This is a genomic window from Rhodococcus sp. MSC1_016 (genome assembly GCF_023667485.2).
GTDB lineage: Bacteria > Actinomycetota > Actinomycetes > Mycobacteriales > Mycobacteriaceae > Rhodococcus_F > Rhodococcus_F oxybenzonivorans.
The window spans coordinates 2089370-2114318 of the sequence record NZ_JAMOZI020000001.1; the positions used below are offsets into that span (position 1 = coordinate 2089370).

Consider the following 24949-nt stretch of genomic DNA (forward strand, 5'->3'; position numbering starts at 1 on the left):
CCCTGAAAACGAGGAGTAGCCACCGTGTTCACCGGAATCGTCGAAGAATTGGGTGAGGTCGTCGCCAAGGAAGAGCTGGCCGACGCCGCACGGTTTACCGTCCGCGGTCCGGTGGTCACTTCCGATGCGTCGCACGGAGACTCGATTGCCGTGAACGGTGTGTGCCTCACCGTCGTCGAAGTGCTCGCCGACGGGTCGTTCACGGCCGACGTCATGCAGGAGACCTTGAACCGGTCGAGTCTGCAGAAGATCGATGTCGGGAGCCGGGTCAACCTCGAGCGGGCGGCAGCGCTGAACAGCAGGCTCGGCGGTCACCTCGTTCAGGGGCACGTCGACGGTACCGGTCACATCATCAGCCGGAACCCGTCCGACAACTGGGAAGTGGTGCGGATCGCTCTGCCCGACGCGATCTCGAAGTATGTAGTGGAGAAGGGATCGATCACGGTCGACGGGGTATCGCTGACCGTGTCGGCGCTCGGCGGGGAGCGCGGCGACGAGTATTTCGAAATCTCGCTGATCCCCACCACGCTGAACCTGACCACACTGGGAGCGGCGCCGGTCGGCACACCCGTCAATCTGGAGGTCGACGTGATCGCCAAGTATGTGGAGCGCCTGCAAGCCGCCGGCCGCTGAGTCGTACTGTTGAGAAGCATCCGACGGATGCGATTGCTGTATTCGAAGATGCGTAAGTCAAGACTTTGGAGACCGAGCACGTGACCAGGTTCGACAGTATCGAGCGCGCCGTTGCGGATATCGCCGCAGGCAAGGCTGTCGTCGTCGTCGACGACGAAGACCGGGAGAACGAGGGAGACCTCATCTTCGCGGCGGAGAAGGCCACCCCCGAGTTGGTTGCCTTCATGGTTCGATACACCTCCGGCTACCTGTGTGTGCCCCTCGACGGTGCGGACTGCGACCGGCTGGGTCTGCCCCCGATGTACGCCACCAATCAGGACAAGCACGGCACGGCGTACACGGTGACCGTCGACGCCCGTGAGGGCATCGGAACCGGGATCTCCGCATCCGACCGCGCCGCCACTATGCGGTTGCTCGCCGACCCGTCCAGCGGAGCCCAGGACTTCACCCGTCCCGGCCACGTCGTGCCGCTGCGCGCCAAGGAGGGCGGGGTGCTGCGCCGCCCCGGCCACACCGAGGCCGCCGTCGACCTGGCCCGGATGGCCGACCTCCGGCCTGCGGGCGTGATCTGCGAGATCGTCAGCCAGAAGGACGAGGGCCACATGGCCCAGACCGACGAGTTGCGGGTCTTCGCCGACGACCACAATCTCGCGCTGATCTCCATCGCCGATCTCATCGCCTGGCGTCGCAAGCACGAAAAGCACGTCGAACGCGTCGCGGCCGCACGGATCCCCACCCGGCACGGCGAGTTCACCGCCGTCGGATACCGGAGCATCTACGACGACGTCGAGCACGTCGCGCTCGTCCGCGGCGACCTGCCGGGTCCCGACGGTGACGGCAGCGACGTCCTGGTGCGGGTGCACTCGGAGTGCCTCACCGGTGACGTGTTCGGGTCGCTGCGCTGCGACTGCGGTCCCCAGCTCGACGCCGCGCTGGACATGGTGGCGCAGGAAGGTCGCGGCGTGGTGCTCTACATGCGGGGGCACGAAGGTCGCGGCATCGGACTGATGCACAAGCTGCAGGCCTACCAGTTGCAGGACGCCGGGTCGGACACCGTCGACGCCAATCTCGAGCTGGGTCTGCCGGCAGATGCCCGCGACTATGGGATCGGTGCGCAGATCCTGGTCGATCTCGGCATCTCGTCGATGCGGCTGCTTACGAACAATCCGGCCAAGCGGGTCGGTCTCGACGGTTATGGGCTCCAGATCACCGAGCGTGTCTCGATGCCGCTGCGCGCGAACGCCGAGAACCTGACGTACTTGCGCACCAAGCGCGACCGGATGGGGCACGACCTGATCGGGCTCGACGACTTCGAAGCGGGAGAGCTGCTGTGAGTGGTGAAGGTCTGCCCGACCTGCAACTCGGTGAGGCTCAGGACCTCGAGCTGGCGATCGTGGCGGGAAGCTGGCACGCGGAGATCTCGGAGGCGCTGATTGCCGGTGCCCAGCGGGTCGCCGCGGACGCGAAGGTGAAGAAAGTCACCCTCGTGCGCGTGGCCGGTGCGATCGAACTGCCGGTGGTAGCCCAGGAACTGGCCCGCACTCATGACGCCGTGGTAGCCCTCGGTGTCGTGATCCGCGGCGGAACCCCGCACTTCGAGTACGTCTGCGACGCGGTGACCGCCGGCCTGACGAGGGTGTCCCTCGACGAGAGCACTCCCGTCGGCAACGGTGTTCTCACCACCGATACCGAACAGCAGGCGATCGACCGGAGCGGCCTGCCCGGTGCGGTGGAGGACAAGGGCGGGCAGGCGTGCGCTGCGGCGCTCGACACTGCGGTCACCCTGGCGCGCCTGCGCCGGGAACGAACGGAAGATGCGCTCGCATGACCTCTTCGGAAACCGAGTGGCAGTTCGTCTCGCGACCACGCAAGTCGAGTCGGTACGCGATCGGCGTGGCGATTCTCATGGTCGTCCTACACGTGACGTTCGCCATTCTCCTGCGCGGTGATTCGACGGGCGTCTACTTCCGGCTCGCGGATCAGGTGGCCTTCGTCGGCATCGGGTGTCTGCTCGCCGGGGCGGTGCTTCTGCTCACACGTCCGCGGTTGCGCGTCGGCCCCCGCGGCATCGCTGTCCGCAACGTCCTGGGCGAACGGATCGTCGATTGGGACCTGTACGAGGGACTCTCGTTTCCCGACGGCGCGGCATGGGCGCGGATAGAACTCCCCGACGACGAATACGTTCCCGTGATGGCGATCCAGTCGAACGACCGCGACTACGCGGTGGACGCCGTGCACCGCTTCCGTGACCTCGTGTCGGAGTACGCACCGTCCTGACGGGCCGGCCTGTTCCGGCCGTCGCGGATGCGGGGTTGGTCGGTGGCGCCGACTAACGTGGAGGGGTGCCCGATCCTTCGACATATCGCCCCGCGACCGGAACGATTCCGGTGGCGCCGGGGGTATACAAGTTCCGCGATCCGCACGGCCGGGTCATCTACGTGGGGAAGGCGAAGAGTCTTCGTTCGCGGTTGAACTCCTATTTCGCCGACGTCACGACGCTGCATCCGCGTACCCGTCAGATGGTCACCACGGCGGGCAGCGTCGAGTGGACCGTGGTGAGCACCGAGGTGGAGGCACTCCAGCTCGAATACAACTGGATCAAGGAGTTCGATCCGCGGTTCAACGTCCGGTACCGCGACGACAAGACCTACCCGGTGCTCGCGGTCACGTTGAACGAGGAGTTCCCGCGGTTGTTCGTCTACCGCGGTCCCCGTCGTAAAGGGGTGCGGTATTTCGGTCCCTACTCCCACGCCTGGGCTATCCGCGAGACCCTGGATCTGCTGCTGCGCGTGTTCCCGGCCCGGACATGTTCGGCCGGAGTGTTCAAGCGGCACAACCAGATCGGCAGGCCCTGTCTGCTCGGCTATATCGACAAGTGCTCGGCGCCTTGTGTGGGGCGCGTGTCGGCGGCGGAACACCGACAGATCGTGGAGGACTTCTGCGACTTCCTGTCCGGCCGCACCGACAAGCTGGTCCGCGAGCTCGAGGCACGCATGCAGAAGGCGTCCGAAGAGCTGGACTTCGAGTTGGCGGCGCGGCTGCGTGACGACGTCGGCGCGCTACGGCGGGCACTCGAGAAGCAGGCGGTGGTGCTCGGCGACGGCACCGATGCCGACCTCGTCGCCTTCGCGACCGACGAACTCGAAGCGGCGGTCCAGGTGTTCCACGTGCGCGGTGGCCGGGTCCGCGGGCAGCGCGGCTGGGTGGTCGAGAAAGCCGGAGACGTCATCGACTGGGCAACGGTCGATTCCGAGGCGGGCTCGGACCTACCGCTTCTCGTCGAGCAGTTCCTCACTCAGTTCTACGGCGAGCAGGCGGCGCTGGCGGGCGGCGCCGACGGCGAGAGCGAAAGCAACGGCGTCCCGCGAGAGGTGCTCGTCCCGGTACTGCCACACGACACCGAGCAGGTGCAGGAGTGGCTGAGCGGGTTGCGTGGATCAGGAGTCCGGGTGCGAGTGCCGCAGCGCGGCGACAAGAAGGCCCTCGCCGAGACGGTGCAGCGCAATGCGCAGGAGGCGCTGGCGCAACACAAGCTGCGACGCGCTGGTGACTTCACCTCCCGGTCGGCTGCACTGCAGGGCATCCAGGAGGCTCTCGATCTGGATTCCGCGCCCCTGCGCATCGAGTGTGTCGACATCAGCCACGTGCAGGGCACGGACGTCGTGGCATCACTCGTCGTCTTCGAGGACGGCTTGCCCCGCAAGTCCGACTACCGCCACTACGCGATCAAGGAGGCCGCCGGTGACGGCCGCTCCGACGACGTCGCGAGTATCGCCGAGGTCACCCGCAGGCGTTTCCTGCGGCACAACCGCGACGTCGGTGTGCTGAGGGCGGAGGCCGAGGCGGCGGGGGAAGGCTCCGAAGGCGGCGATCTCGCACCCGAGGCGGCGATCGACCCTCAGACCGGGCGTCCGCGACGGTTTGCGTACCCGCCGAACCTTTTCGTGGTGGACGGGGGTGCGCCGCAGGTGGCGGCCGCATCCGCCGTTCTCGAAGAACTCGGGATCACCGATGTCGCGGTGATCGGGCTGGCCAAGCGACTCGAAGAGGTCTGGGTACCCGGGGAGGAGGATCCGGTGATCCTGCCCCGGACCAGTGAGTCCCTGTACCTCCTGCAGCGGGTGCGGGACGAAGCGCACCGGTTCGCCATCACCTTCCACCGCAGCAAGCGCTCGCGGCGGATGACGGCATCGGCACTCGACTCCGTACGCGGTCTCGGCGATACCCGCCGCAAGGCGCTGGTCACCCATTTCGGCTCCGTCGCCCGCCTCAAGCAGGCCACTGTCGAGGAGATCACGGCGGTGCCCGGGATCGGCACGACCACGGCGAAGGCCGTCCTCAGCGCCCTCGGGGCCGGGGAACCGTCTGCGGCGGTGGCGGGAGTGGGGGATGATGAACCCGATCGCAATGGAACCGGCAGCACAGAAGAGAACGGCGCAGACATCCGGCACGACTTGGCAGCACAGCAGGACCTGGCCGCAGAGCAGGAGCCGCCGGCACAGCGCGACACAGTAGGGCTACACGCTTCGCAACGGACAGGTGTCGAGTGAACGATCAGCACGCGCAGAGCGACCGTCCACCCACGGTTCGGCCGATGGACTTCCTTCTCGTCACCGGGCTTTCGGGGGCGGGACTGCAAACCGCCGCGAAGGTTCTCGAAGACCTCGGGTGGTACGTCGCCGACAATCTGCCACCGGAACTGATCTCCCGCATGGTGGATCTGAGTCTGGAATCCGATTCGCGACTCGAACGCCTCGCGGTGGTCATCGACGTGCGCAGCAGGCTGTTCACCGGAGACCTCGGCTGGGTTCTCACCGAGCTGGAGTGCAAGCCGGTGCACACCCGGGTGCTGTACCTCGATGCGTCCGACGAGGTGTTGGTGCGCCGCTTCGAGCAGGTGCGGCGAAGTCATCCGCTGTCCGGGGGCGGCGCCCAGGGCACCCTGTCCGAGGGCATCGCCGCCGAGCGCGACCAACTCGCCAAGGTCAAGGCCGCCGCGGATCTGGTGATCGACACCTCGTCCCTCGCCGCGCACCAGCTGAGGCAGAAGATCGAGGACGCCTTCGGGGACGCCGAGCACCGCACGATGCAGGTGACGGTTCAGTCGTTCGGTTTCAAGTACGGTCTTCCGATGGACGCGGACTTGGTCTGCGACGTCCGGTTTCTTCCCAATCCGCACTGGATCCCCGAACTGCGCCCGCACACGGGGCAGAGCTCGGACGTGCGGGACTACGTGTTGTCGCAGGACGGCGCGGACGACTATCTGACCACCTATCACCATCTGCTGGATCTGACGATCGCGGGATATCGTCGGGAGGGGAAGCGCTACATGACCATCGCGGTGGGTTGCACCGGCGGTAAGCATCGCAGTGTCGCGATGTCCGAGGCCTTGGCAGGCCGGCTCGGAAACGACTCCGGTCTCGGCGTGCGTGTCGTTCACCGTGATCTGGGGCGCGAATGACGGCGGAGCACGCCTACCCCGCAGTGGTCGCGCTCGGTGGAGGTCATGGGCTTTTCGCCACGCTGAGTGCGGCGCGCCGGCTCAGCCGGAACGTCACTGCCGTCGTCACCGTCGCGGACGACGGGGGTTCGTCGGGTCGCCTGCGCGCGGAACTGGGCGTCATCCCGCCCGGAGATCTTCGGATGGCGCTGGCGGCGCTCGCTGCGGACGACCCGGACGTGCAGGACTGGACGGACACCATCCAGCACCGGTTCGGGGGTATCGGCGCTCTGGCCGGGCATTCGGTGGGAAATCTCATGCTGGCCGGCCTGACCGAAGTCCTCGGCGACCCCGTTGCCGCTTTGGACGAACTCGCCCGGTTGCTCCGCATCGACGGCCGGGTGCTGCCGATGTCGCCGATCGCACTCGATATCGAAGCCGACGTGCAAGGCCTCGAGGCCGACCCGCGAGTCAGCCGCTGCATCCGCGGGCAGGTCGCGGTCGCGACCACCCCGGGCAAGGTGCGGCGCGTTCGGTTGCTGCCCGCGAACCCACCGGCATGTCCCGACGCGGTGCGAGCGATCGAGGCCGCCGACATGGTGGTCCTCGGTCCGGGATCGTGGTTTTCCAGTGTCATTCCGCACGTCCTGGTACCCGAACTTCTCGACACCCTGATCGCGACCGTCGCCCGGAAGGTGCTGGTGCTCAACCTCGCACCGGAGCCCGGTGAGACCGCAGGTTTCTCCACGGAACGGCACTTACACGTGCTGTCCCGGCACGCACCAGGGCTCACCGTCGACTTCGTGGTCGTCGATTCCGCGTCCGTCCCCCCGGGCCGGGAACGCGAGCACCTCGACCGCGCCGCGGAGCAGTTCCGGGCCCGCGTCGTCTACGCCGACGTGTCGGAACACGGCACCCACACGCACCATGCAGGCAAACTTGCGTCCGTTCTCGAACAGCTCTGGAGCGGCCCCGACCCGGGGTCTCGGGGGAGCGTTGTGGCCGAGACACCAGAGGAAAGGGAGAGCGCTTCGTGGCAATGACAGCAGAGGTCAAAGACGAACTCAGTCGTCTCGTCGTCACTCATGTGAGTTGCCGGAAGGCCGAGGTTTCGTCGCTGCTGCGGTTCGCCGGGGGATTGCACATCGTCGGTGGCCGTGTGGTGGTGGAGGCCGAGGTCGACCTCGGTTCCACGGCTCGGCGACTGCGCCGGGAAATTTTCGACCTGTTCACCTACAGCGCCGACGTCCATGTCCTCAGCGCCGGGGGACTCCGGAAGTCGTCGCGGTACATCGTGCGTGTCGCGAAGGAGGGTGAGGCCCTCGCCCGTCAAACCGGGCTCCTCGACCTGCGGGGACGTCCGGTGCGCGGTCTACCGGCCCAGGTCGTCGGCGGCAGTGTCGCCGATGCCGAGGCGGCGTGGCGAGGTGCGTTCCTCGCGCACGGCTCGCTCACCGAACCGGGACGATCCTCGGCACTCGAAGTCAGCTGCCCCGGTCCGGAGGCCGCGCTCGCACTCGTCGGCGCTGCTCGCCGGCTCGGGATCTCGGCGAAAGCACGAGAAGTCCGCGGCACCGACCGTGTCGTCATTCGCGACGGCGAGGCCATCGGGGCTCTGCTCACGCGGATGGGGGCGCAGGACACCCGCCTCGTGTGGGAAGAACGCCGGATGCGCCGTGAGGTTCGGGCCACCGCCAACCGGCTGGCCAACTTCGACGACGCGAACCTGCGGCGCTCCGCCCGTGCGGCAGTGGCAGCCGCAGCCCGCGTCGAGCGGGCACTCCAGATTTTGGGCGACGAGGTGCCGGACCACCTGGCGGCGGCCGGGCATCTGCGCGTCGAGCACCGTCAGGCGTCGCTGGAAGAGCTCGGCCAGCTCGCCGACCCGCCGATGACGAAGGACGCTGTCGCAGGGCGGATTCGGCGTCTTTTGTCCATGGCGGACCGCAAAGCCAAGGAAACCGGGATCCCCGACACCGAGTCGGCCGTCACCGCAGACCTTCTCGACGACGCGTAGCTGTCCGGCCCGCATGCCCGAGTGCGGGACTGTGCTGGGCGTGGGTGGAGTGCGCGCCGGGCGATCCTGAGCACTAGGGTAAGAAACACATCGACCGATGGACCCTCGCGCCCGGCCATGCACACGTGGATTCGAGTGGTGCGGGGCAGCAGAGCTGTACACCAGAATCATGCGCAAAGGAGCAGATTGTGACTGTCCGGGTAGGCGTAAACGGTTTCGGCCGTATCGGGCGTAACTTCTTCAGGGCGGTGGATGCGCAGAAGGCGCTCGGAACCACCGACATCGAGATTGTGGCGGTCAACGACCTCACGGACAACGCAACGCTCGCGCATCTCCTGAAGTACGACTCCATCCTGGGCCGTCTTCCGCACGACGTCTCGCTCGAGGGCGAAGACACGATCGTGGTCGGAAGCCAGAAGATCAAGGCTCTCGCGATCAAGGAAGGCCCCGCGGCACTTCCGTGGGGTGACCTGGGCGTCGACGTCGTCGTCGAGTCCACCGGTATCTTCACCGACGCCGCGAAGGCGAAGGGTCACCTCGACGCGGGCGCCAAGAAGGTCATCATCTCCGCCCCGGCCAAGGGCGAGGACATCACCATCGTGATGGGCGTCAACGACGACAAGTACGACGGCAGCCAGAACATCATCTCCAACGCCTCGTGCACCACCAACTGCCTCGGGCCCATCGCCAAGGTGCTCGACGACGAGTTCGGCATCGTCAAGGGGCTCATGACCACGGTTCACGCCTACACCCAGGACCAGAACCTGCAGGACGGCCCGCACAGCGACCTGCGTCGGGCCCGCGCCGCCGCTCTCAACGTGGTTCCCACCGGTACCGGTGCGGCCAAGGCGATCGGCCTCGTGCTTCCGCAGCTCCTCGGCAAGCTGGACGGCTACGCGCTGCGCGTGCCGATCCCCACGGGTTCGGTCACCGACCTCACCGCAAACCTGAAGAAGTCGGCGAGCGTCGAGGACATCAACGCCGCGATGAAGGCTGCGGCCGAGGGACCGCTCAAGGGCATCCTCAAGTACACCGACGCGCCGATCGTGTCCTCCGACATCGTCACCGATCCGCACTCCTCCATCTTCGATTCGGGACTCACCAAGGTCATCGAGGATCAGGCGAAGGTCGTGTCCTGGTACGACAACGAGTGGGGCTACTCCAACCGCCTGGCCGACCTCATCGGTCTCGTCGCCAAGTCTCTCTGAGCAAAGGTCAAATAACAGTGGCAGTTCAGACTCTCCAGGATCTGCTGAACGCTGGGGTGGAGGGTCGCACCGTGCTGGTGCGCTCCGACCTCAACGTTCCGCTCGACGGTGACAAGATCACCGATCCCGGCCGCATCATCGCGTCCGCCCCCACGTTGAAGGCGTTGGCGGAAGCCGGGGCCAAGGTCATCGTCACCGCCCACCTGGGCCGTCCCGACGGCACACCCGATCCCAAGTTCTCGCTCGCACCCGTGGCAGTGAAGCTGGCGGAGGTACTCGGCCGCAACGTCCAGCTCGCCGGGGACGTCGTCGGCCAGGACGCTCTGGCCCGCTCCGAGGGTCTCACCGACGGCGACGTGCTCCTGCTCGAGAACATCCGCTTCGACGCGCGCGAGACGAGCAAGGACGAGGCGGAGCGCACCAAGCTCGCCGAGGCGCTCGTCGAGCTTGTCGGAGACGACGGTGCTTTCGTCTCCGACGGCTTCGGTGTCGTCCATCGCGCGCAGGCGTCCGTCTACGACGTGGCCAAGTTGCTTCCGCATTACGCGGGCACACTCGTCGCCGCGGAGGTCGAGGTGCTCGGCAAGCTGACCCAGGACGCCGAACGGCCCTACGCGGTGGTACTCGGCGGGTCGAAGGTGTCGGACAAGCTCGCGGTGATCGAGGCACTGGCCCCCAAGGTCGACACCCTCGTCATCGGTGGCGGCATGTTCTACACGTTCCTGGCCGCGCAAGGCGTCTCGGTGGGAAACTCGCTGTGCGAGGAGTCGATGATCGAGACCTGCAAGGGGCTACTCGACCGGTACGCCGATGTCATTCACATCCCGCAGGACGTGGTGATCGCGGACTCCTTCTCGGCGGATGCCGAGTCCAAGACCGTGTCGGTACTCGAGATCCCGGACGGCTGGATGGGCCTCGACATCGGACCGCAGTCGGTGCGCCGATTCGCGGCGATCCTCACCAGCGCGAAGACGGTGTTCTGGAACGGCCCGATGGGTGTGTTCGAGTTCGAGAAGTTCTCGGCGGGCACCAAGGGTGTTGCCGAGGCCATCATCGAGGCCACCGGCAAGGGCGCCTTCAGCGTCGTCGGTGGCGGCGACTCCGCGGCCGCGGTGCGTCAGCTGGATCTCCCCGAGGACGGCTTCTCGCATATCTCGACTGGTGGTGGAGCCTCCCTCGAATACCTCGAGGGCAAGGACCTGCCCGGCATCTCGGTTCTGGAGGGCTGATGGCGCGCAAGCCGCTGATCGCCGGCAACTGGAAGATGAATCTGAACCATTTCGAGGCGATCGCGCTGGTTCAGAAGATTGCCTTCTCGCTGCCGGACAAGTATTTCGACAAGGTCGACGTGACGGTGCTCCCACCGTTCACCGACATCCGCAGTGTCCAAACCCTCGTCGAGGGTGACAAGCTCCTGCTCACCTACGGGGCGCAGGACCTGTCGGCGCACGACTCGGGTGCCTTCACCGGCGAGATCAGCGGTTCCATGCTGGCCAAGCTGGGGTGCACGTTCGTCGTCGTCGGACACTCCGAGCGTCGGACCCTGCACGGTGAGGACAACGACACCGTGCTGGCCAAGACCAAGGCAGCACTGAAGAACGGGCTCACCCCGATCGTCTGCATCGGTGAGGGTCTCAACATTCGTGAGGCCGGCGAGCACGTGGCGTACAACGTCGAACAGTTGCGGGGTTCGCTCGCCGGGCTGTCCGCCGAAGACGTCGCCAAGGTCGTCATTGCATACGAGCCGGTGTGGGCCATCGGCACCGGCCGGGTCGCCAGTGCATCGGACGCGCAGGAAGTGTGTGCTGCGGTCCGTGCCGCCCTCGGCGAACTGGCCACCCCTGCGGTGGCCTCCACGGTCCGTGTGCTCTACGGCGGAAGCGTCAACGCCAAGAACGTCGGCGAGATCGTCGGGCAGTCCGACGTGGACGGCGCCCTCGTGGGCGGCGCTTCACTCAAGGCCGACGAGTTCGCGACGCTGTCGGCGATCGCTGCCGGCGGCCCCCTGCCCTGAGGCGCCTCCGGCGCTCGTGCGCCTTTCTGGTAGCCACCGCTACCAGAAAGGCGCACGAGCGCGGAGCGCCTGTAGGGTGTACGAGGTCGTAGTTGTTGCTACTCGATGGGTGGACGTAGACAGACATGGAACTGTTCCTGGATATCTTGCTGGTTGCCACCAGCTTGCTGCTGATTCTGTTGGTGCTCCTGCACCGCGGTAAGGGCGGCGGGTTGTCCAGCCTCTTCGGCGGCGGCGTCCAGTCGAGCCTGTCCGGTTCCACCGTGGTCGAGAAGAACCTCGACCGCCTCACCGTCTTCACCGGTCTGATCTGGTTGATCTCGATCATCGGCATCGGCCTGGAGATCAAGTTCGGCTGATCAACCTTCCCCACGCGGACCCCGCGTTTCATCATGCGGACCCCGCAGTTTCATCATGCGGACCCCGCAGTTTCATCATGCGGACCCCGCAGTGGCAGTTGATACTGGGTGCATGACCGAAACCCCCCGTGAAGCCACCGAACCACTCCGCGAAGACATTCGGCTGCTCGGCGGCATTCTCGGTCAGATCGTCCGCGAACAGGCCGGCGACGACATCTTCGATCTCGTGGAGAAGGCCCGGGTCGAATCGTTCCGTGTTCGGCGTTCGGAAATCGACCGCGCCGAACTGGCCGACATGTTCACGCACGTCGCCACCGGGGACACCATCCCCGTCATCCGCGCCTTCAGCCATTTCGCTCTTCTGGCAAATCTCGCCGAGGACATTCACCGGGAACGCCGCCGGGCCGTGCACGTGGCAGCGGGCGAACCAGCTCCCGACAGCACTCTCGCGGCCACGTTCGCGAAGCTCGATGCCGCCGACCTCGACCGAGAAGTGGTCGCGACAGCCCTACGTGGGGCGCTCGTCTCACCGGTGATCACTGCCCACCCCACCGAAACGCGTCGACGGACGGTGTTCGACACCCAGACGCGGATCACTGAGTTGATGCGGTTCCGGGAGCGGACCGCGCTCACCGAGTCGGAGATCGCCGACGTCGATGTGCGGCTTCGGCGCCAAATCCTTACCCTGTGGCAGACCGCACTGATCCGGCTGTCCCGCTTGCGTATTCAGGACGAGATCGAAGTCGGGCTGCGTTACTACGACGCCGCGCTCTTCGAGGTCGTGCCCGCGATCAATGCCGAACTCCGCAACGCCCTCCAAGTCCGATGGCCCGACACCGATCTCGGGCGGGAACCTATTCTCCGGCCGGGGTCGTGGATCGGTGGCGACCGGGACGGCAATCCCAACGTCACCGCGGACGTCGTAAGGCAGGCGACGAGCCGCGCCGCCGCAACCGCCGTCGAGCATCATCTGTGCGAACTGGCGACGCTCGAACGGGAACTGTCGATGTCTGCCCGCCTGGTAACGGTCACTCCCGGCCTCGATCTTCTGGCAGCGGCCTCGCAGGACGACTCACCGTTCCGTGCCGACGAGCCGTACCGGCGTGCGGTCCGCGGGATCCGCGGCCGCCTGACCGCCACCGCGCTCCGTATCCTCGGGGAGATGCCCGCGTACGCCCTCGACCTCGGGCTCGCGCCCTACGACTCACCGCGGGAAATGCTCCACGAACTCGATGTGGTCGACGAGTCCCTTCGGCGCGGTGGCGACGGCACGATCGCCGACGACGGCCTCGCCCGCCTCCGCGAATCGGTGGACGTGTTCGGGTTCCATCTCTCGGGCCTCGACATGCGCCAGAACTCGGAGGTGCACGAAACGGTGGTCGCCGAGCTACTCGCCTGGGCGGGGGTGCATCCCGACTACACGTCGCTGTCCGAGGACGAACGGGTCGAGTTGCTCACCGCGGAGCTATCCACGAGGCGGCCACTGACGGCAGCGAAGGCGGAGTTCAGCGAACTGACCACCAAGGAGCTCGCCATCCTCGAAGCCGGGGCCGAGGCGGTGCGGACGCTCGGGTCCGGAGCGGTGCCCAACTACATCATCAGTATGTGTACCTCGGTCAGCGACATGCTCGAGGCGGCGATCCTGCTCAAGGAAGTGGGGCTGTTCGATCCCGGGCCGGGGGAGAACCCGTCGTGTCCGGTGGGGATCGTGCCGCTCTTCGAGACGATCGAGGACCTCCAGCACGGCGCATCCACGCTCGAGGCGACCCTCGCGATTCCGCTCTACCGGGCCCTCGTGGCGTCGAGGGGCGACTCGCAGGAAGTGATGCTTGGATACTCCGACTCCAACAAGGACGGCGGGTATCTCGCTGCGAACTGGGCGCTGTACCGGGCCGAGCTCGACCTGGTGGAGGCGGCCCGGAAAACGGGAATACGATTGCGCCTCTTCCACGGTCGCGGTGGCACCGTCGGGCGTGGCGGCGGACCCAGCTACGAGGCGATCCTCGCGCAACCGCCGGGAGCCGTCGCAGGCTCGCTGCGCATCACCGAGCAGGGCGAGGTGATCGCCGCCAAGTACGCGGAACCCCGCCTCGCGCAACGCAACCTCGAAACCCTTCTCGCGGCAACCCTCGAGGCCACCCTGCTCGACGTGGAGGGACTCGGCGCCGCCGCCGAACCCGCCTATCGCGTCCTCGACGAACTCGCCGCACTCGCGCGCCGTGCGTACAGCGAACTCGTCCATGACACACCAGGATTCGTTCAGTACTTCGAGATGTCGACGCCCGTCGCGGAGATCGGGGCACTCAACATCGGCAGCCGGCCCGCGTCCCGGAAGCAGACGACGTCGATCGCCGACCTGCGCGCGATCCCCTGGGTGCTGTCCTGGAGCCAGTCGCGGGTGATGCTGCCAGGGTGGTACGGCACCGGCTCCGCGTTCGAGCAGTGGACCGCCGGCGACCCCGAGAAGGTTGCCACCCTGTCACGGCTCTATGACACGTGGCCCTTCTTCCGCACGGTCCTGTCCAACCTGGCGATGGTGATGTCCAAATCCGACATGGGTCTGGCGGCACGCTATTCGGAGTTGGTTCCCGACGAGGGGCTGCGACAACGGGTGTTCGGGATGATCACCGAGGAGCACGAACGCACCATCCGGATGTACAAGACGATCACCCGAAACGACACGTTGTTCGCCGACAACCCGGGGCTCGAACGGTCGGTGCACAATCGCTTCCCGTACCTCGAACCACTGAACCACCTTCAGGTGGAGTTGTTGCGCCGATACCGTGCCGGCGACGACAGCGACCAGACCCGCCGCGGTATCCAGCTCACGATGAACGGGCTGGCCACCGCGCTGCGCAACAGCGGTTAGCTGTCCTGCACCGACGCCGCCACGCGACTTTCGGTCCGGGGGAACCGATTGTCGGCCCACTGCGTCAAACGGGGAAAGGGGTCGAAACGGGACAGACCGTGACCCTCTCGAGGCGGAATGGGGTTACAGGATGGGGCGCTGCGCGGGGGAACCTCAGCACTGGCGAGGGGGCTTCGGACAGAGGGGGACGGGCCGATCGAGCGCGCACCGCGGCGGCCGGATCAGTACCGCATGCCACGTGACGCGGATCGAGGCGGAGAAGGGCCCTCGTCCCTCGGCGACGTTGCCGGCCGAGGACGACGAGGACCCCCACCTGTGAATGGATCAGCTCGGCAGTCGGGATGCGGCCGAAGAATCGAGCAGCCAACGTGTGGCGGTCAGTCCCCGCGCGCCGGAGGCCGGTATCTCCACCGGGGGTGCGCCCGCGACGGCGGCGGCCACCGCCTCGGCCTTGGCTTCCCCGGAGACGACCAGCCAGACCTCGTCGGCGTGTCGCACAGCGGGAAGGGTAAGGGTGATGCGGACGGGCGGCGGCTTGGGGGAGTCCGTCACCGCAACGACGAATCGGTGTTCTTCACGTACCGCGTCGGTGTCGGGGAAGAGGGAGTTGACGTGACCCTCGCCGCCCATGCCGAGGAGATGGACATCGAACACCGGAACCTGCTTGCCGTCGGCGTGCGCGCCCAACACCTGCGCGTAGGCGACCGCAGCGGCCTCCGGGTCGTCGGTGTAGATACCGTCGGACACGGGCATCGTGTGGACCCGGTCGGGGTCGACATCGACGTGGTCGAGGAGCGCGGCCCGCGCCTGCACGTCGTTGCGTTCCGGATCACCGGTGGGCAGAAATCGTTCGTCGCCCCAATAGATGTCGAGTTCACGCCAGTCGATGTCACCGGGATTCTTCCGCACCTGCTCGAGCATCCCGATCCCGGTACCGCCACCGGTCAGAACCACCGACGCCGACCCACGAGATTTCTGGGCGGCGACGACCGTGTCGACGAAACGCCGGGCGGCCGCAGCCACCAGCGTGTCCGTGTCGGGATGGACCTCTACGTGAATGTCACTCATACGTCACCTTCGTCAGGCCGGATAATGCGGCTTCGTAGACCTCGTCGGCATCGAGTCGGCGCAGTTCCTCCGCCAGGCAGTCACGCGTTTCCCGTCGGCCCAGGGCCACCAGCGCGTCCGGTTTCCCGGTCCGCGACAGTGTTGCGGTCGTTCCCGTTTGAGGACGACTGATGGTCAGCGATCCGCCGTCGGCAAAGCTCAATTCCACGAACAGCGGTCCGGTCCTGCGACTCACCGGCATGTCGACCCGGCTCGCCAGCCACCCGGCGATCAGATCGACAGCGGGTTCGTCCACCAGACCCGACACCACCGCGGAGGTGATCGCCGAGTGCGGCGGCTGATCGACCGCGGACGCGAGCAGCGCGCGCCAGTACGTGATGCGACTCCACGCGAGATCTGAGTCACCGGACGTGTACGACGTGAGCCGGCCCTTGATTTCCGCCGTCGGATCGTCGCGGCCTGTGGCGTCGGTGATGCGGCGGATCGCAAGCCTGCCCACGGGGTCCTGTGCAGGAACGGCCGGAGCGATCTCGGGCCACCAGACGACCACAGGTGTGTCCGGCAGGAGGAAGGGGACCACCACGCTGCTTTCGTGGTCGGCCAATTCGCCGAAGAGTCGGAGCACGACGACCTCGGATGCGCCGGCGTCGCCACCGACACGGATCTGCGCGTCCAACCGCGGCGCCGCTTCCCGCTTACCGTCGGCCACGACGATCACACGGCAGGGATGTTCCCGGCTCGCCTCGTTGGCTGCATCGATGATGTCCTCGGAGTTGTCGCTGTCGCGCGTGCACACCACGAGGGTGAGCACGCGGCCGAGCGTGACAGCACCGCCGGTCTTACGTAGCTCGACCAGCTTCTTGTTGACCTGGCCGGTGGTAGTCGAGGGAATGTCGATGATCATCTACGGCCTTCTCCATTCGCGGCCGGTGCGGCGCATCATCTCGTCCGCCGAGTGTGGGCCCCACGTTCCGGCCTCGTAGGGTTCCGGTTTGCCCTCCGCGGCCCAGTGCGCGAGTACCGGATCGAGGATCTCCCACGACAGCTCGACCTCCGCATTGACGGGGAAGAGCGACGGCTCACCGAGCAACATGTCGAGAATGAGACGTTCGTACGCTTCCGGAGACGACTCGGTGAATGCCTGCCCGTAGCTGAAGTCCATGTTGACGTCCCGGACTTCCATGCTCGAGCCTGGAACCTTGGACCCGAATCTCATGGTCACACCCTCGTCCGGCTGCACCCGGATGACGAGAGCATTCTGGCCGAGTTCCTCCGTCATCGTCTGGTCGAACGGGAGGTGCGGTGCACGCTTGAACACGACGGCGATCTCGGTGACCCGCCTGCCCAGTCGCTTTCCGGTTCGCAGATAGAAGGGCACTCCCGCCCACCGCCGGGTATCGACCTCGAGCGTGATCGCGGCGAAGGTCTCGGTAGTGGAGTCGGTAGCGAAGCCCTCCTCCTCCAGCAGACCGACCACCGGAAGCCCGCCCTGCCAGCCGCCGGCGTACTGGCCGCGGGCGGTGGTTTCGTCGAGCGGCTCCGCGAGCCGGGTTGCTGAGAGAACCTTGATCTTCTCCGCCTGCAGTTCGGACGGTTCGAAACTGATCGGCTCCTCCATCGCGGTGAAGGCGAGGAGTTGAAGGAGATGGTTCTGGATGACGTCGCGCGCCGCCCCGATTCCGTCGTAGTAGCCGGCCCGTCCACCGAGACCGATGTCCTCGGCCATCGTGATCTGGACGTGGTCCACATAGTGGGCGTTCCAGATCGGATCGAACAATTGGTTGGCGAATCGCAGTGCCAGGATGTTCTGAACGGTTTCCTTGCCCAGGTAGTGATCGATCCGGAAGACGGTGTCCTCGGGGAAGACCTGGTTCACGACCGCGTTGAGCTCGCGAGCGCTGTCGAGATCGTGGCCGAACGGCTTCTCGATGACCACTCGTTTCCACTGGCCGTCGTCGGACTGGGCGAGCCCGGCTTCCGACAACTGTTTGAGAACCACCGGGAACGCGGCCGGCGGAATCGCGAGGTAGAACCCGTGATTGCCGCCGGACCCACGTTCGCGGTCGAGCGTGTCGAGGGTGGACGCAAGTTGCGAGAACGATGCCGGGTCGTCGAAGGAGCCTTGCACGAACCGCAGGCCCTCCGACAGCCGATCCCACACATCTTCCCGGAACGGGGTGCGCGAATGCTCGCGCACCGCGTCGTGCACGACCTTGCCGAAATCCTGGTCGTCCCAGTCCCTCCGGGCGAACCCGACGAGGGCGAAGCCGGGGGGGAGGAGACCACGATTGGCCAAGTCGTAGACGGCCGGCATCAGCTTGCGCCGTGCGAGGTCGCCGGTGACACCGAAGATCACCAGCGCACACGGCCCGGCGATGCGCGGTAGGCGCTTGTCCCTACCGTCGCGGAGCGGATTGACCCAATCGTCTGACGCTGCGGGCACCCTCACGAATCAGCTCTTCTGCCCTGCTGTACGGAGCTGCTCCGCCGTGGCCTCGAGCAGCTCGTTCCACGACACCTCGAACTTGTCGACACCCTCGTTCTCGAGGACGAGGAAGACGTCGGTCAAGTCGACGCCGACAGCGGCGATCTTGTCGAAGACCTCCTGCGACTGGGCTGCGGTGCCGGACACCGTGTCACCGGTGATGTCACCGTGGTCGGCGACGGCGTCGAGCGTCTTCTCGGGCATGGTGTTCACCGTGTTCGGTGCCACCAGCTCGGTGACGTACAGGGTGTCGGAGTAGTCGGGGTTCTTGACACCCGTCGACGCCCACAGCGGACGCTGGGGCCGCGCGCCGTCGCCCAGGAGCCCCTGGAACCGCGGCTGGACCTCGAACACCTGCTGGTAGGCCGCGTACGCCAGTCGTGCGTTGGCGAGCGCCGCCTTGCCGCGGAGTTCGAGTGCCTCCGGCGTACCGATCGCCTCGAGTCGCTTGTCGATCTCGGTGTCGACGCGGGAGACGAAGAACGACGCGACCGAGTGGATGCGGGAAAGGTCGTGTCCTGCTGCCTTGGCCGCCTCGAGCCCGTCGAGGTAGGCGCCCATGACGAGTTCGTACCGCTCGACCGAGAAGATCAGGGTGACGTTGACGCTGATGCCTTCGCCGATGACCTTCGCGATGGCGGGGATGCCGGCCTCGGTGGCCGGGATCTTGATGAACACGTTGGGCCGGTCGACGATCTTCCACAGCTCCACCGCCTGCGCGACGGTCTTGTCGGCGTCGTGTGCCAGCCGCGGATCCACCTCGATGGAGACCCGGCCGTCGACTCCGTGGCTCGCTTCGTACTGCGGGGCGAGGATGTCGCAGGCGGAGCGCACGTCGTCGGTGGTGACCGTGCGGATGGTGGCTTCGACATCGGCGCCGCGCTCGGCCAGCTCGTTGACCTGCGCGTCGTAGACGTGGCCCTTGCTCAGCGCGGCCTGGAAGATGGACGGGTTGGTGGTGACGCCGACGACACTCTTGGTGGCGACGAGTTCGGCCAGGTTGCCGGACTCGATGCGGTCTCGCGAGAGGTCGTCCAGCCACACGGAGACCCCGGCCTCGGAGAGCTTCTGAAGATTCGGATTCTGAGTCATGACGTTTTTTTATCCCTTCACTCGGGAGAGCGAGCGCTGTGCGGCCGCGGTGACGGCTTCGTCGGTGAAACCGAACTCGCGGAACAAGGTCTTGTAGTCGGCAGAGGCGCCGAAGTGCTCGATCGAGACGATTTCGCCATCCGAGCCGACGAAGCGGTACCACGGCATCGCGATGCCGGCCTCGACTGCGACGCGGGCCTTGACGGTCGGAGGCAGCACACCGTCCCGGTAGGCCTCGTCCTGGGCGTCGAACCACTCGACGCACGGCATCGACACCACCCGCGTGGGAATGCCCTCGACCTCGAGGGTCTCGCGGGCGGCCACGGCGATCTGGAGTTCGGAACCGGTGCCGATCAGGATGACCTCGGGAACACCGGAGGAGGCATCGGCGAGGACGTAGCCACCACGGGAAACTCCCTCGTAGCTGGTTCCTTCGAGGACGGGCAGATCCTGGCGAGTCAAGGCCAGGCCGGAGGGCGCGCGGGTTGCCTCGTCGGCACCCTTCTCGAGGACGGCCCGCCAGGCGTGGGCGGTTTCGTTGGCATCACCGGGGCGCACCACATTCAGGCCCGGGATGGCGCGCAGCGCGGCGAGGTGCTCGATCGGCTGGTGGGTCGGGCCGTCTTCGCCGAGACCGATGGAGTCGTGAGTCCAGACGTAGGTGACCGGGGTCTTCATGATCGCCGCAAGCCGCACGGCGGGACGCATGTAGTCGCTGAACACCAGGAAGGTGCCGCCGTAGGGGCGGGTGGGCCCGTGCAGGGCGATGCCGTTGAGAATCGACCCCATGGCGTGCTCGCGGACACCGAAGTGCAGGGTCCGGCCGTAGGGGTCGGCGTTCCACATCGACGTGGAGATGGAGGCGGGGCCGAACGAGTCGGAGCCCTTGATGGTGGTGTTGTTGCTCTCGGCGAGGTCGGCGGAACCGCCCCAGAGTTCCGGGAGCACCGGTCCGACAGCGTTCAGGACCGCTGCGGACGCCTTGCGGGTGGCGACACCCTTGGGGTCCGGCTCCCAGGTCGGAAGTACGTCGGCCCAGCCGGCGGGCAGGTCGCGACCGGTGAGGCGGTCGAGGAGCTTCTTGCCCTCGGGGGCGCGCACAGCCCACTCGTCGAAGCCGGCCTGCCATTCCTTGTGCGCCTGGGCGCCGCGCTCGACGACCTTGCGGGTGTGCGCGATGACCTCGTCGGTGACCTCGAACGTCTTGTCGGGGTCGAAGCCGAGTGCCGTCTTCACTGCGGCAACCTCGTCGGCGCCGAGCGCCGCACCGTGCGCGGCACCCGTGTTCATCTTGGTGGGCGCCGGGTAGCCGATGATGGTGCGCAGCAGGATCAGTGACGGGCGGTCGAGGACGTCGCGAGCCTTCTGGAGCGCTTCCTCGATCGCGACGACGTTCTCGCCGCCCTCGACGACCTGGACGTGCCAGCCGTACGCCTCGTAGCGGGCGGCGGTGTCCTCGGACAAGGCGATCGCGGTGTCGTCCTCGATGGAGATCTTGTTGTCGTCGTAAATCAGGGTGAGGTTGCCCAGCTGCTGCACGCCGGCGATCGACGACGCCTCGGAGGTCACACCTTCTTCGATGTCACCGTCGGAGGCGATGACGTAGATGTGGTGATCGAACGGGCTCTCACCGGGTGCGGGCTCCGGGTCGAACAGGCCACGTTCGCGGCGAGCCGCCATCGCCATGCCGACGGCAGAGGCCAGACCCTGACCGAGTGGACCGGTGGTGATCTCCACGCCGCGGGTGTGACCGTGCTCGGGGTGTCCCGGGGTCTTCGAGCCCCACGTGCGCAGCTGCTTCAGGTCGTCGAGTTCGAGGCCGTAGCCGGCGAGGTAGAGCTGGATGTAGAGCGTCAGGCTCGAATGCCCACAGGAGAGGACGAAACGATCGCGGCCGATCCAGTCGGCGTCGGTGGGGTCGTGGCGCATGACGCGCTGGAAGAGCGTGTAAGCGAGGGGTGCGAGGCTCATGGCCGTGCCTGGGTGGCCGTTACCCACCTTCTGCACCGCGTCCGCGGCGAGTACGCGGATGGTGTCGACGGCCTTGGTGTCCAGTTCGGTCCAGTCTGCTGGGTGAACCGGTTGCGTGAGGACGTGGATGTCGTCTGTGATCGACACGGGCAGAAGTCTCCTGACATGGGTGAACGTGGAGCCTGAGGATGCGTGAGCCTCTTGTGCCACCCCAGCCTAGTGTGCAGTCCTATCCGGGTCGATTCGGTTCGTGCATTGGGGCGGTCTACCATCGGTTGTAGTAGACCCCGGCTGTCCTTGGGCGGCGTGCGGGCAGACACCGGCTATCAGATGTGGAATTACGCGTGGTGCGAGGAGAGAACGTGCGGACAGGGCATCAGCCGAGCGGACACGGCTTCGGTAGCCCCAGCGCCGCCCCCCGCGTGACCAACACTCGCACGGTGATCGGCCGCGCCACGGGCAAGGTCCTGGCCTATATCGCGCTCACCAAACCGCGGGTCATCGAGCTCCTCCTCGTGGCCACCATTCCCGCGATCCTCCTCGCGGACCGCGGCAACGTCGACATCCTGCTCATCCTGAGCACACTGTTCGGCGGCTGGATGGGCGCGGCGAGCGCGAATGCACTCAACTGCGTGGTCGACGCCGACATCGACAAGGTCATGAAACGCACGGCCCGCCGCCCGCTGGCGCGCGAAGCTGTGCCCACGTCGCACGCCTTCGTGTTCGGCATGACCCTCGGTCTCGCGTCGTTCCTGTGGTTGTGGTGGCGGGCCAATCTCCTCTCCGGGTGCCTGGTCGTTCTCACCATCGCGTTCTACGTGCTGATCTACACGATGGTGCTCAAGCGTCGGACCTGGCAGAACGTCGTGTGGGGCGGCGCGGCCGGCTGCATGCCCGTCATGGTCGGCTGGTCGGCCGTCACCGGCTCGCTCGACTGGGAACCACTCGTCCTGTTCCTCGTCATCTTCTTCTGGACGCCGCCGCACACCTGGGCGCTCGCGATGCGCTACAAGGAGGATTACAAGGCGGCGGGCGTGCCCATGCTCCCGGTCATCGCGACCGAGGAGCACGTCACCAAACAAATCCTGCTGTACAGCTGGGCAATGGTCGTTACGTCCCTTGCGCTGGTACCCGCAGCGGGGGTCGTCTACGCGGCCGTCACCCTCGTCGCCGGCGCCTGGTTCCTTCTGATGGCGCACCAGCTGTATCGCAGCGTGCGAGGCGGAGCGGCCGTGAAGCCGCTCCGGCTCTTCCTGCAGTCCAACAACTACCTGGCCGTCGTCTTCGTCGGTCTGGCTGTCGACTCCGTTCTCGGGCTGCCGACCGTCAGCAGCTTGTTCACCTGATCCGTCCCGGTCAGGGCCGAAGCACGATCGACCCCGTCGTCGCCCGTCCCTCCAGATCGCGGTGTGCATCTGCCGCTCGCTCGAGCGGGTATTCGGCGCCGACGCGCACTGTCAGCGCGCCGTCCGCCACACCCGCGAAGACGTCGCCCGCTCGCCACACCAATTCCGCGCGGTCGCGGATGTGATGCGCCAGTGTCGGGCGGGTCAGGAACAGCGAGCCTGCCGGATTGAGCCGTTGCGGGTCGAACGGCGGCACCGGACCGCTCGCGGCACCGAACAGGGCGAGCGTGCCCCGGATGCGGACCGAAGCCAGGCTCGCCTCGAATGTCGAGGCGCCGACGCCGTCGTAGGCGGCCGCGACGCCCTCACCGCCGGTCAGCTCCCGCACCCGGGCGGCGATGTCCTCGTCGTATCGCAGTACTTCCTGCGCGCCCGCGCTCCGGGAAAGCTCTTCCTTCGTATCCGAGGACACCGTAGTGATGACGCGCGCCCCGAGACGGGTCGCGAGCTGGGTCAGCAGCAGGCCGACACCACCTGCTCCGGCATGCACCAGCACGGTGTCCCCTTCGCGGATGGGGTAGGTGGAGTACGCCAGGTAGTGCGCTGTCATGCCCTGCAACAACGCGGACGCGGCCTGCGATGCCGGCACGACGTCGGGGACGGCGATCGCTGCTGCGGCCGGAACCCGCACCTTTTCGGCGTAACTACCGGGAGCGGTGCACCAGGCCACCCTGTCTCCGGGCTCGAAGTCCGTCACCTCGGTGCCCACCGACTCCACCACACCCGAGCCTTCGTCACCGGGAACGTAGGGGAGCGTGCGCGGGTAGAGGCCGGACCGGAAGTAGGTGTCGATGTAGTTGATGCCGATCGCTTCGGTGCGAACGAGGAGATCCGAGGGCCCGATCCGAGGTTCGGGGACGTCGGCCGGTTCGAGGACGTCGGGACCACCGAGACGTGAAACCTGTATTGCGCGCATGGTTTCTGTTCTACACGTGCGACCCGCCCGGAACCTGACGGGCAGGTGGCGGCTACCGCCCAGTATTCTCAGGGCATGAGTACCGATACCCACGCCGAAGAGGCGTCAGCCGGCGCGGCGCCTTCACTGCCGTCCCACACGGTCGATGCAATCAAGAAGTTCGTCAGCGAGCACGGTGGTTCCGCCAGCGCCGTGATCCAGCCGGTCGGTCTCGCCAGTGTCCGGATTACGCTCGTCGGAGCCGACGGCATCCTCGGCGATCAGTTGGTGAACGATCTGGCAACCGCCAACGCAGTGGTCGCCGCTGTCGACAACGTGACGATCGGCGAATGGGACCGGTCCCTCACCAGCATCGTGACTCCCCGGAAGGGGCACTTCCAGAAGATGGCCGGCTGGGTTGCGCGGCAGACACGATTCCCCAAGGCGCGTAACGAACGTTAGACCCTTGCGGTCGCGGGCTGCGGAACGTGCTCCCTTGTGCGTCCCGCAGCCCACACCGCGGCCGTGGCTGCGGTGCACAGCCCAGCCCCGGCCACATGGAAGGCGACGAGGGCGGCGGGAACGTCCGTGAAGAACTGCACGGCTCCGATCAGTGCCTGCGCCACCACGAGGGCGAGCAGGACCTGCAGTCGGACCTTCACCGTGCGGTCGGCCCCCACGGCATAGAGGCCGAAGCACAGGCCGACCAGCAGGGCCAGGTAGCCGACCAGCAACTGCGAGTGCAGGTGTACGAGGGTGACGATCTCGACCTCGAGGCGGGGAACGACGCGATCCAGGCTCTTGTCGCCAGCGTGCGGGCCGGCCCCGGTGACGAGGGTTCCGGCGACCAGCACTCCGGCCAGCGCGACACCGGACAGTGCCGTGAGCCACCTCAGCGGCGCGGGAATCACGGCGATGACGTGGCCGTCGTCGGGTTCGGAGATTTTGGCATACATTACGGTGGCCACCCAAACCATCGCCATGGAGGCGAGGAGATGCACTGCGACCGTCCACCAGAGAAGGCCGGTCAAGACGGTCACGCCTCCGATGACGGCTTGCACCACCGTGCCGAGCGGCATGAGCCAGGCGTAGACAAGCACCTCCTTGCGGCGGCGTGCGCGAGTCACTGCCAGGACGATCAGTGCGGCGGCGACCACGACGACGAAGGTGAGCATCCGGTTGCCGAATTCGACGGCCTGATGGAGCACCGCGACCTCACCATGCCCGACCGGGACGAAACTTCCCGGAAAGCACTGCGGCCAGGTGGGGCAACCGAGGCCTGAGGCCGTCACCCGTACTACGGCGCCGGTGACGGCGATTCCACCCTGCGTGAGGATCACCGCGAAGGCGATGACACGCTGCACGGCGAGCGACGGAAGTGGGAGTCGGTCGACCAGGCTCAGAAACCCGCGAGATAGCACGATGTCGATGGTAGAGGGCGATCAACTACACGCTGTCGTTGGGCTGGGGTCGAGAACTCGATTCGTCCGCG

At 66.7% G+C, this 24949-nt stretch carries 22 protein-coding genes; 15 read left to right on the plus strand and 7 right to left on the minus strand.

Going from position 1 to position 24949, the window contains the following annotated elements; all coding sequences use genetic code 11:
* The first annotated feature begins 24 nt into the window (after nucleotides 1-24).
* The 13 genes from L1080_RS09750 to ppc all read left to right on the plus strand — a co-directional run bounded on the left by L1080_RS09750 (nucleotide 25) and on the right by ppc (nucleotide 14540).
* Nucleotides 25-633 carry a riboflavin synthase gene (locus tag L1080_RS09750; RefSeq protein WP_159922663.1) on the plus strand — a complete coding sequence of 203 codons (609 nt, stop codon included), beginning with the start codon at nucleotides 25-27 and terminating at the stop codon, nucleotides 631-633.
* Nucleotides 634-713: 80 nt separating this feature from the next.
* A complete protein-coding gene (locus tag L1080_RS09755; RefSeq protein WP_109335132.1) occupies nucleotides 714-1967 on the plus strand; it encodes a bifunctional 3,4-dihydroxy-2-butanone-4-phosphate synthase/GTP cyclohydrolase II in 1254 nt (417 codons plus the stop codon).
* On the plus strand, nucleotides 1964-2461 hold the full coding sequence (ribH, locus tag L1080_RS09760) for a 6,7-dimethyl-8-ribityllumazine synthase (protein WP_213571976.1): 498 nt from the start codon (nucleotides 1964-1966) through the stop codon (nucleotides 2459-2461). Before L1080_RS09755 ends, ribH begins: the two co-directional genes overlap by 4 nt.
* Nucleotides 2458-2910 carry a PH domain-containing protein gene (locus L1080_RS09765; protein ID WP_109330248.1) on the plus strand — a complete coding sequence of 151 codons (453 nt, stop codon included), beginning with the start codon at nucleotides 2458-2460 and terminating at the stop codon, nucleotides 2908-2910. Before ribH ends, L1080_RS09765 begins: the two co-directional genes overlap by 4 nt.
* A gap of 65 nt (nucleotides 2911-2975) precedes the next feature.
* Nucleotides 2976-5183, plus strand: coding sequence for an excinuclease ABC subunit UvrC (uvrC, locus tag L1080_RS09770; RefSeq protein WP_250773382.1), 2208 nt, complete (start codon nucleotides 2976-2978; stop codon nucleotides 5181-5183).
* Between the two features lie 44 nt (nucleotides 5184-5227).
* Nucleotides 5228-6094, plus strand: a complete 867-nt coding sequence (rapZ, locus tag L1080_RS09775; RefSeq protein ID WP_250773492.1) for an RNase adapter RapZ — start codon at nucleotides 5228-5230, stop codon at nucleotides 6092-6094.
* The gene (locus tag L1080_RS09780) at nucleotides 6091-7116 is read left to right on the plus strand and encodes a gluconeogenesis factor YvcK family protein (RefSeq protein ID WP_159922657.1); all 1026 of its coding nucleotides are present in this window, start codon (nucleotides 6091-6093) and stop codon (nucleotides 7114-7116) included. Before rapZ ends, L1080_RS09780 begins: the two co-directional genes overlap by 4 nt.
* A complete protein-coding gene (gene whiA / locus L1080_RS09785) occupies nucleotides 7113-8090 on the plus strand; it encodes a DNA-binding protein WhiA (protein WP_201453625.1) in 978 nt (325 codons plus the stop codon). Before L1080_RS09780 ends, whiA begins: the two co-directional genes overlap by 4 nt.
* Nucleotides 8091-8278: 188 nt before the next feature.
* A complete protein-coding gene (gene gap / locus L1080_RS09790; protein ID WP_109330240.1) occupies nucleotides 8279-9298 on the plus strand; it encodes a type I glyceraldehyde-3-phosphate dehydrogenase in 1020 nt (339 codons plus the stop codon).
* A gap of 17 nt (nucleotides 9299-9315) precedes the next feature.
* Nucleotides 9316-10527 (plus strand): phosphoglycerate kinase, encoded by a 1212-nt coding sequence (locus tag L1080_RS09795; RefSeq protein ID WP_250773380.1) that lies wholly within the window; start codon nucleotides 9316-9318, stop codon nucleotides 10525-10527.
* Complete coding sequence (gene tpiA, locus L1080_RS09800; RefSeq protein WP_250773378.1) at nucleotides 10527-11312, plus strand: triose-phosphate isomerase; 786 nt, start codon at nucleotides 10527-10529, stop codon at nucleotides 11310-11312. The genes L1080_RS09795 and tpiA overlap by 1 nt, the downstream gene beginning before the upstream one ends.
* Nucleotides 11313-11437: 125 nt before the next feature.
* A complete protein-coding gene (secG, locus tag L1080_RS09805) occupies nucleotides 11438-11671 on the plus strand; it encodes a preprotein translocase subunit SecG (RefSeq protein ID WP_109330234.1) in 234 nt (77 codons plus the stop codon).
* A 112-nt stretch (nucleotides 11672-11783) separates the two neighbouring features.
* Nucleotides 11784-14540: a phosphoenolpyruvate carboxylase gene (gene ppc / locus L1080_RS09810; protein ID WP_250773376.1), complete on the plus strand. Its 2757-nt coding sequence runs from the start codon at nucleotides 11784-11786 to the stop codon at nucleotides 14538-14540.
* A 324-nt stretch (nucleotides 14541-14864) separates the two neighbouring features.
* Here the strand turns inward: ppc and pgl are convergent, their stop codons facing one another.
* Genes pgl through tkt form a run of 5 tightly spaced genes read right to left on the minus strand, consistent with a single transcriptional unit; the run spans nucleotide 14865 to nucleotide 21303 of the window.
* Nucleotides 14865-15608, minus strand: a complete 744-nt coding sequence (gene pgl, locus L1080_RS09815) for a 6-phosphogluconolactonase (protein WP_250773374.1) — start codon at nucleotides 15606-15608, stop codon at nucleotides 14865-14867.
* Nucleotides 15601-16512, minus strand: a complete 912-nt coding sequence (gene opcA, locus L1080_RS09820) for a glucose-6-phosphate dehydrogenase assembly protein OpcA (protein WP_250773363.1) — start codon at nucleotides 16510-16512, stop codon at nucleotides 15601-15603. Before opcA ends, pgl begins: the two co-directional genes overlap by 8 nt.
* On the minus strand, nucleotides 16513-18057 hold the full coding sequence (gene zwf, locus L1080_RS09825) for a glucose-6-phosphate dehydrogenase (RefSeq protein ID WP_159922647.1): 1545 nt from the start codon (nucleotides 18055-18057) through the stop codon (nucleotides 16513-16515). It lies immediately after the preceding gene.
* A 3-nt stretch (nucleotides 18058-18060) separates the two neighbouring features.
* Nucleotides 18061-19185: a transaldolase gene (gene tal / locus L1080_RS09830; RefSeq protein WP_250773360.1), complete on the minus strand. Its 1125-nt coding sequence runs from the start codon at nucleotides 19183-19185 to the stop codon at nucleotides 18061-18063.
* A gap of 9 nt (nucleotides 19186-19194) precedes the next feature.
* A complete protein-coding gene (tkt, locus tag L1080_RS09835) occupies nucleotides 19195-21303 on the minus strand; it encodes a transketolase (protein ID WP_250773358.1) in 2109 nt (702 codons plus the stop codon).
* A 215-nt stretch (nucleotides 21304-21518) separates the two neighbouring features.
* On the opposite strand from tkt, the gene L1080_RS09840 reads away from it, so the two are divergent.
* Complete coding sequence (locus L1080_RS09840) at nucleotides 21519-22502, plus strand: heme o synthase (protein ID WP_213571985.1); 984 nt, start codon at nucleotides 21519-21521, stop codon at nucleotides 22500-22502.
* A gap of 10 nt (nucleotides 22503-22512) precedes the next feature.
* Here the strand turns inward: L1080_RS09840 and L1080_RS09845 are convergent, their stop codons facing one another.
* Nucleotides 22513-23478 (minus strand): quinone oxidoreductase family protein, encoded by a 966-nt coding sequence (locus L1080_RS09845; RefSeq protein ID WP_250773356.1) that lies wholly within the window; start codon nucleotides 23476-23478, stop codon nucleotides 22513-22515.
* Between the two features lie 75 nt (nucleotides 23479-23553).
* On the opposite strand from L1080_RS09845, the gene L1080_RS09850 reads away from it, so the two are divergent.
* Complete coding sequence (locus tag L1080_RS09850; protein ID WP_109330218.1) at nucleotides 23554-23919, plus strand: hypothetical protein; 366 nt, start codon at nucleotides 23554-23556, stop codon at nucleotides 23917-23919.
* On the opposite strand, the gene L1080_RS09855 is transcribed toward L1080_RS09850, so the two are convergent.
* A complete protein-coding gene (locus L1080_RS09855) occupies nucleotides 23916-24878 on the minus strand; it encodes a COX15/CtaA family protein (RefSeq protein ID WP_250773354.1) in 963 nt (320 codons plus the stop codon). The two genes, L1080_RS09850 and L1080_RS09855, sit on opposite strands and share 4 nt — an antisense overlap.
* Nucleotides 24879-24949: the final 71 nt, after the last annotated feature.

Excerpts from the sequence above, each read along its gene's own strand:
- secG (WP_109330234.1), top strand. The coding sequence starts at position 11,438 with ATGGAACTGTTCCTGGATATCTTGCTGGTTGCCACCAGCTTGCTGCTG.
- L1080_RS09765 (WP_109330248.1), top strand. The coding sequence starts at position 2,458 with ATGACCTCTTCGGAAACCGAGTGGCAGTTCGTCTCGCGACCACGCAAG.
- pgl (WP_250773374.1), bottom strand. The coding sequence starts at position 15,608 with ATGAGTGACATTCACGTAGAGGTCCATCCCGACACGGACACGCTGGTG.
- ppc (WP_250773376.1), top strand. The coding sequence starts at position 11,784 with ATGACCGAAACCCCCCGTGAAGCCACCGAACCACTCCGCGAAGACATT.
- opcA (WP_250773363.1), bottom strand. The coding sequence starts at position 16,512 with ATGATCATCGACATTCCCTCGACTACCACCGGCCAGGTCAACAAGAAG.
- whiA (WP_201453625.1), top strand. The coding sequence starts at position 7,113 with ATGACAGCAGAGGTCAAAGACGAACTCAGTCGTCTCGTCGTCACTCAT.
- rapZ (WP_250773492.1), top strand. The coding sequence starts at position 5,228 with ATGGACTTCCTTCTCGTCACCGGGCTTTCGGGGGCGGGACTGCAAACC.
- L1080_RS09780 (WP_159922657.1), top strand. The coding sequence starts at position 6,091 with ATGACGGCGGAGCACGCCTACCCCGCAGTGGTCGCGCTCGGTGGAGGT.
- L1080_RS09850 (WP_109330218.1), top strand. The coding sequence starts at position 23,554 with ATGAGTACCGATACCCACGCCGAAGAGGCGTCAGCCGGCGCGGCGCCT.
- tpiA (WP_250773378.1), top strand. The coding sequence starts at position 10,527 with ATGGCGCGCAAGCCGCTGATCGCCGGCAACTGGAAGATGAATCTGAAC.
- tal (WP_250773360.1), bottom strand. The coding sequence starts at position 19,185 with ATGACTCAGAATCCGAATCTTCAGAAGCTCTCCGAGGCCGGGGTCTCC.
- L1080_RS09845 (WP_250773356.1), bottom strand. The coding sequence starts at position 23,478 with ATGCGCGCAATACAGGTTTCACGTCTCGGTGGTCCCGACGTCCTCGAA.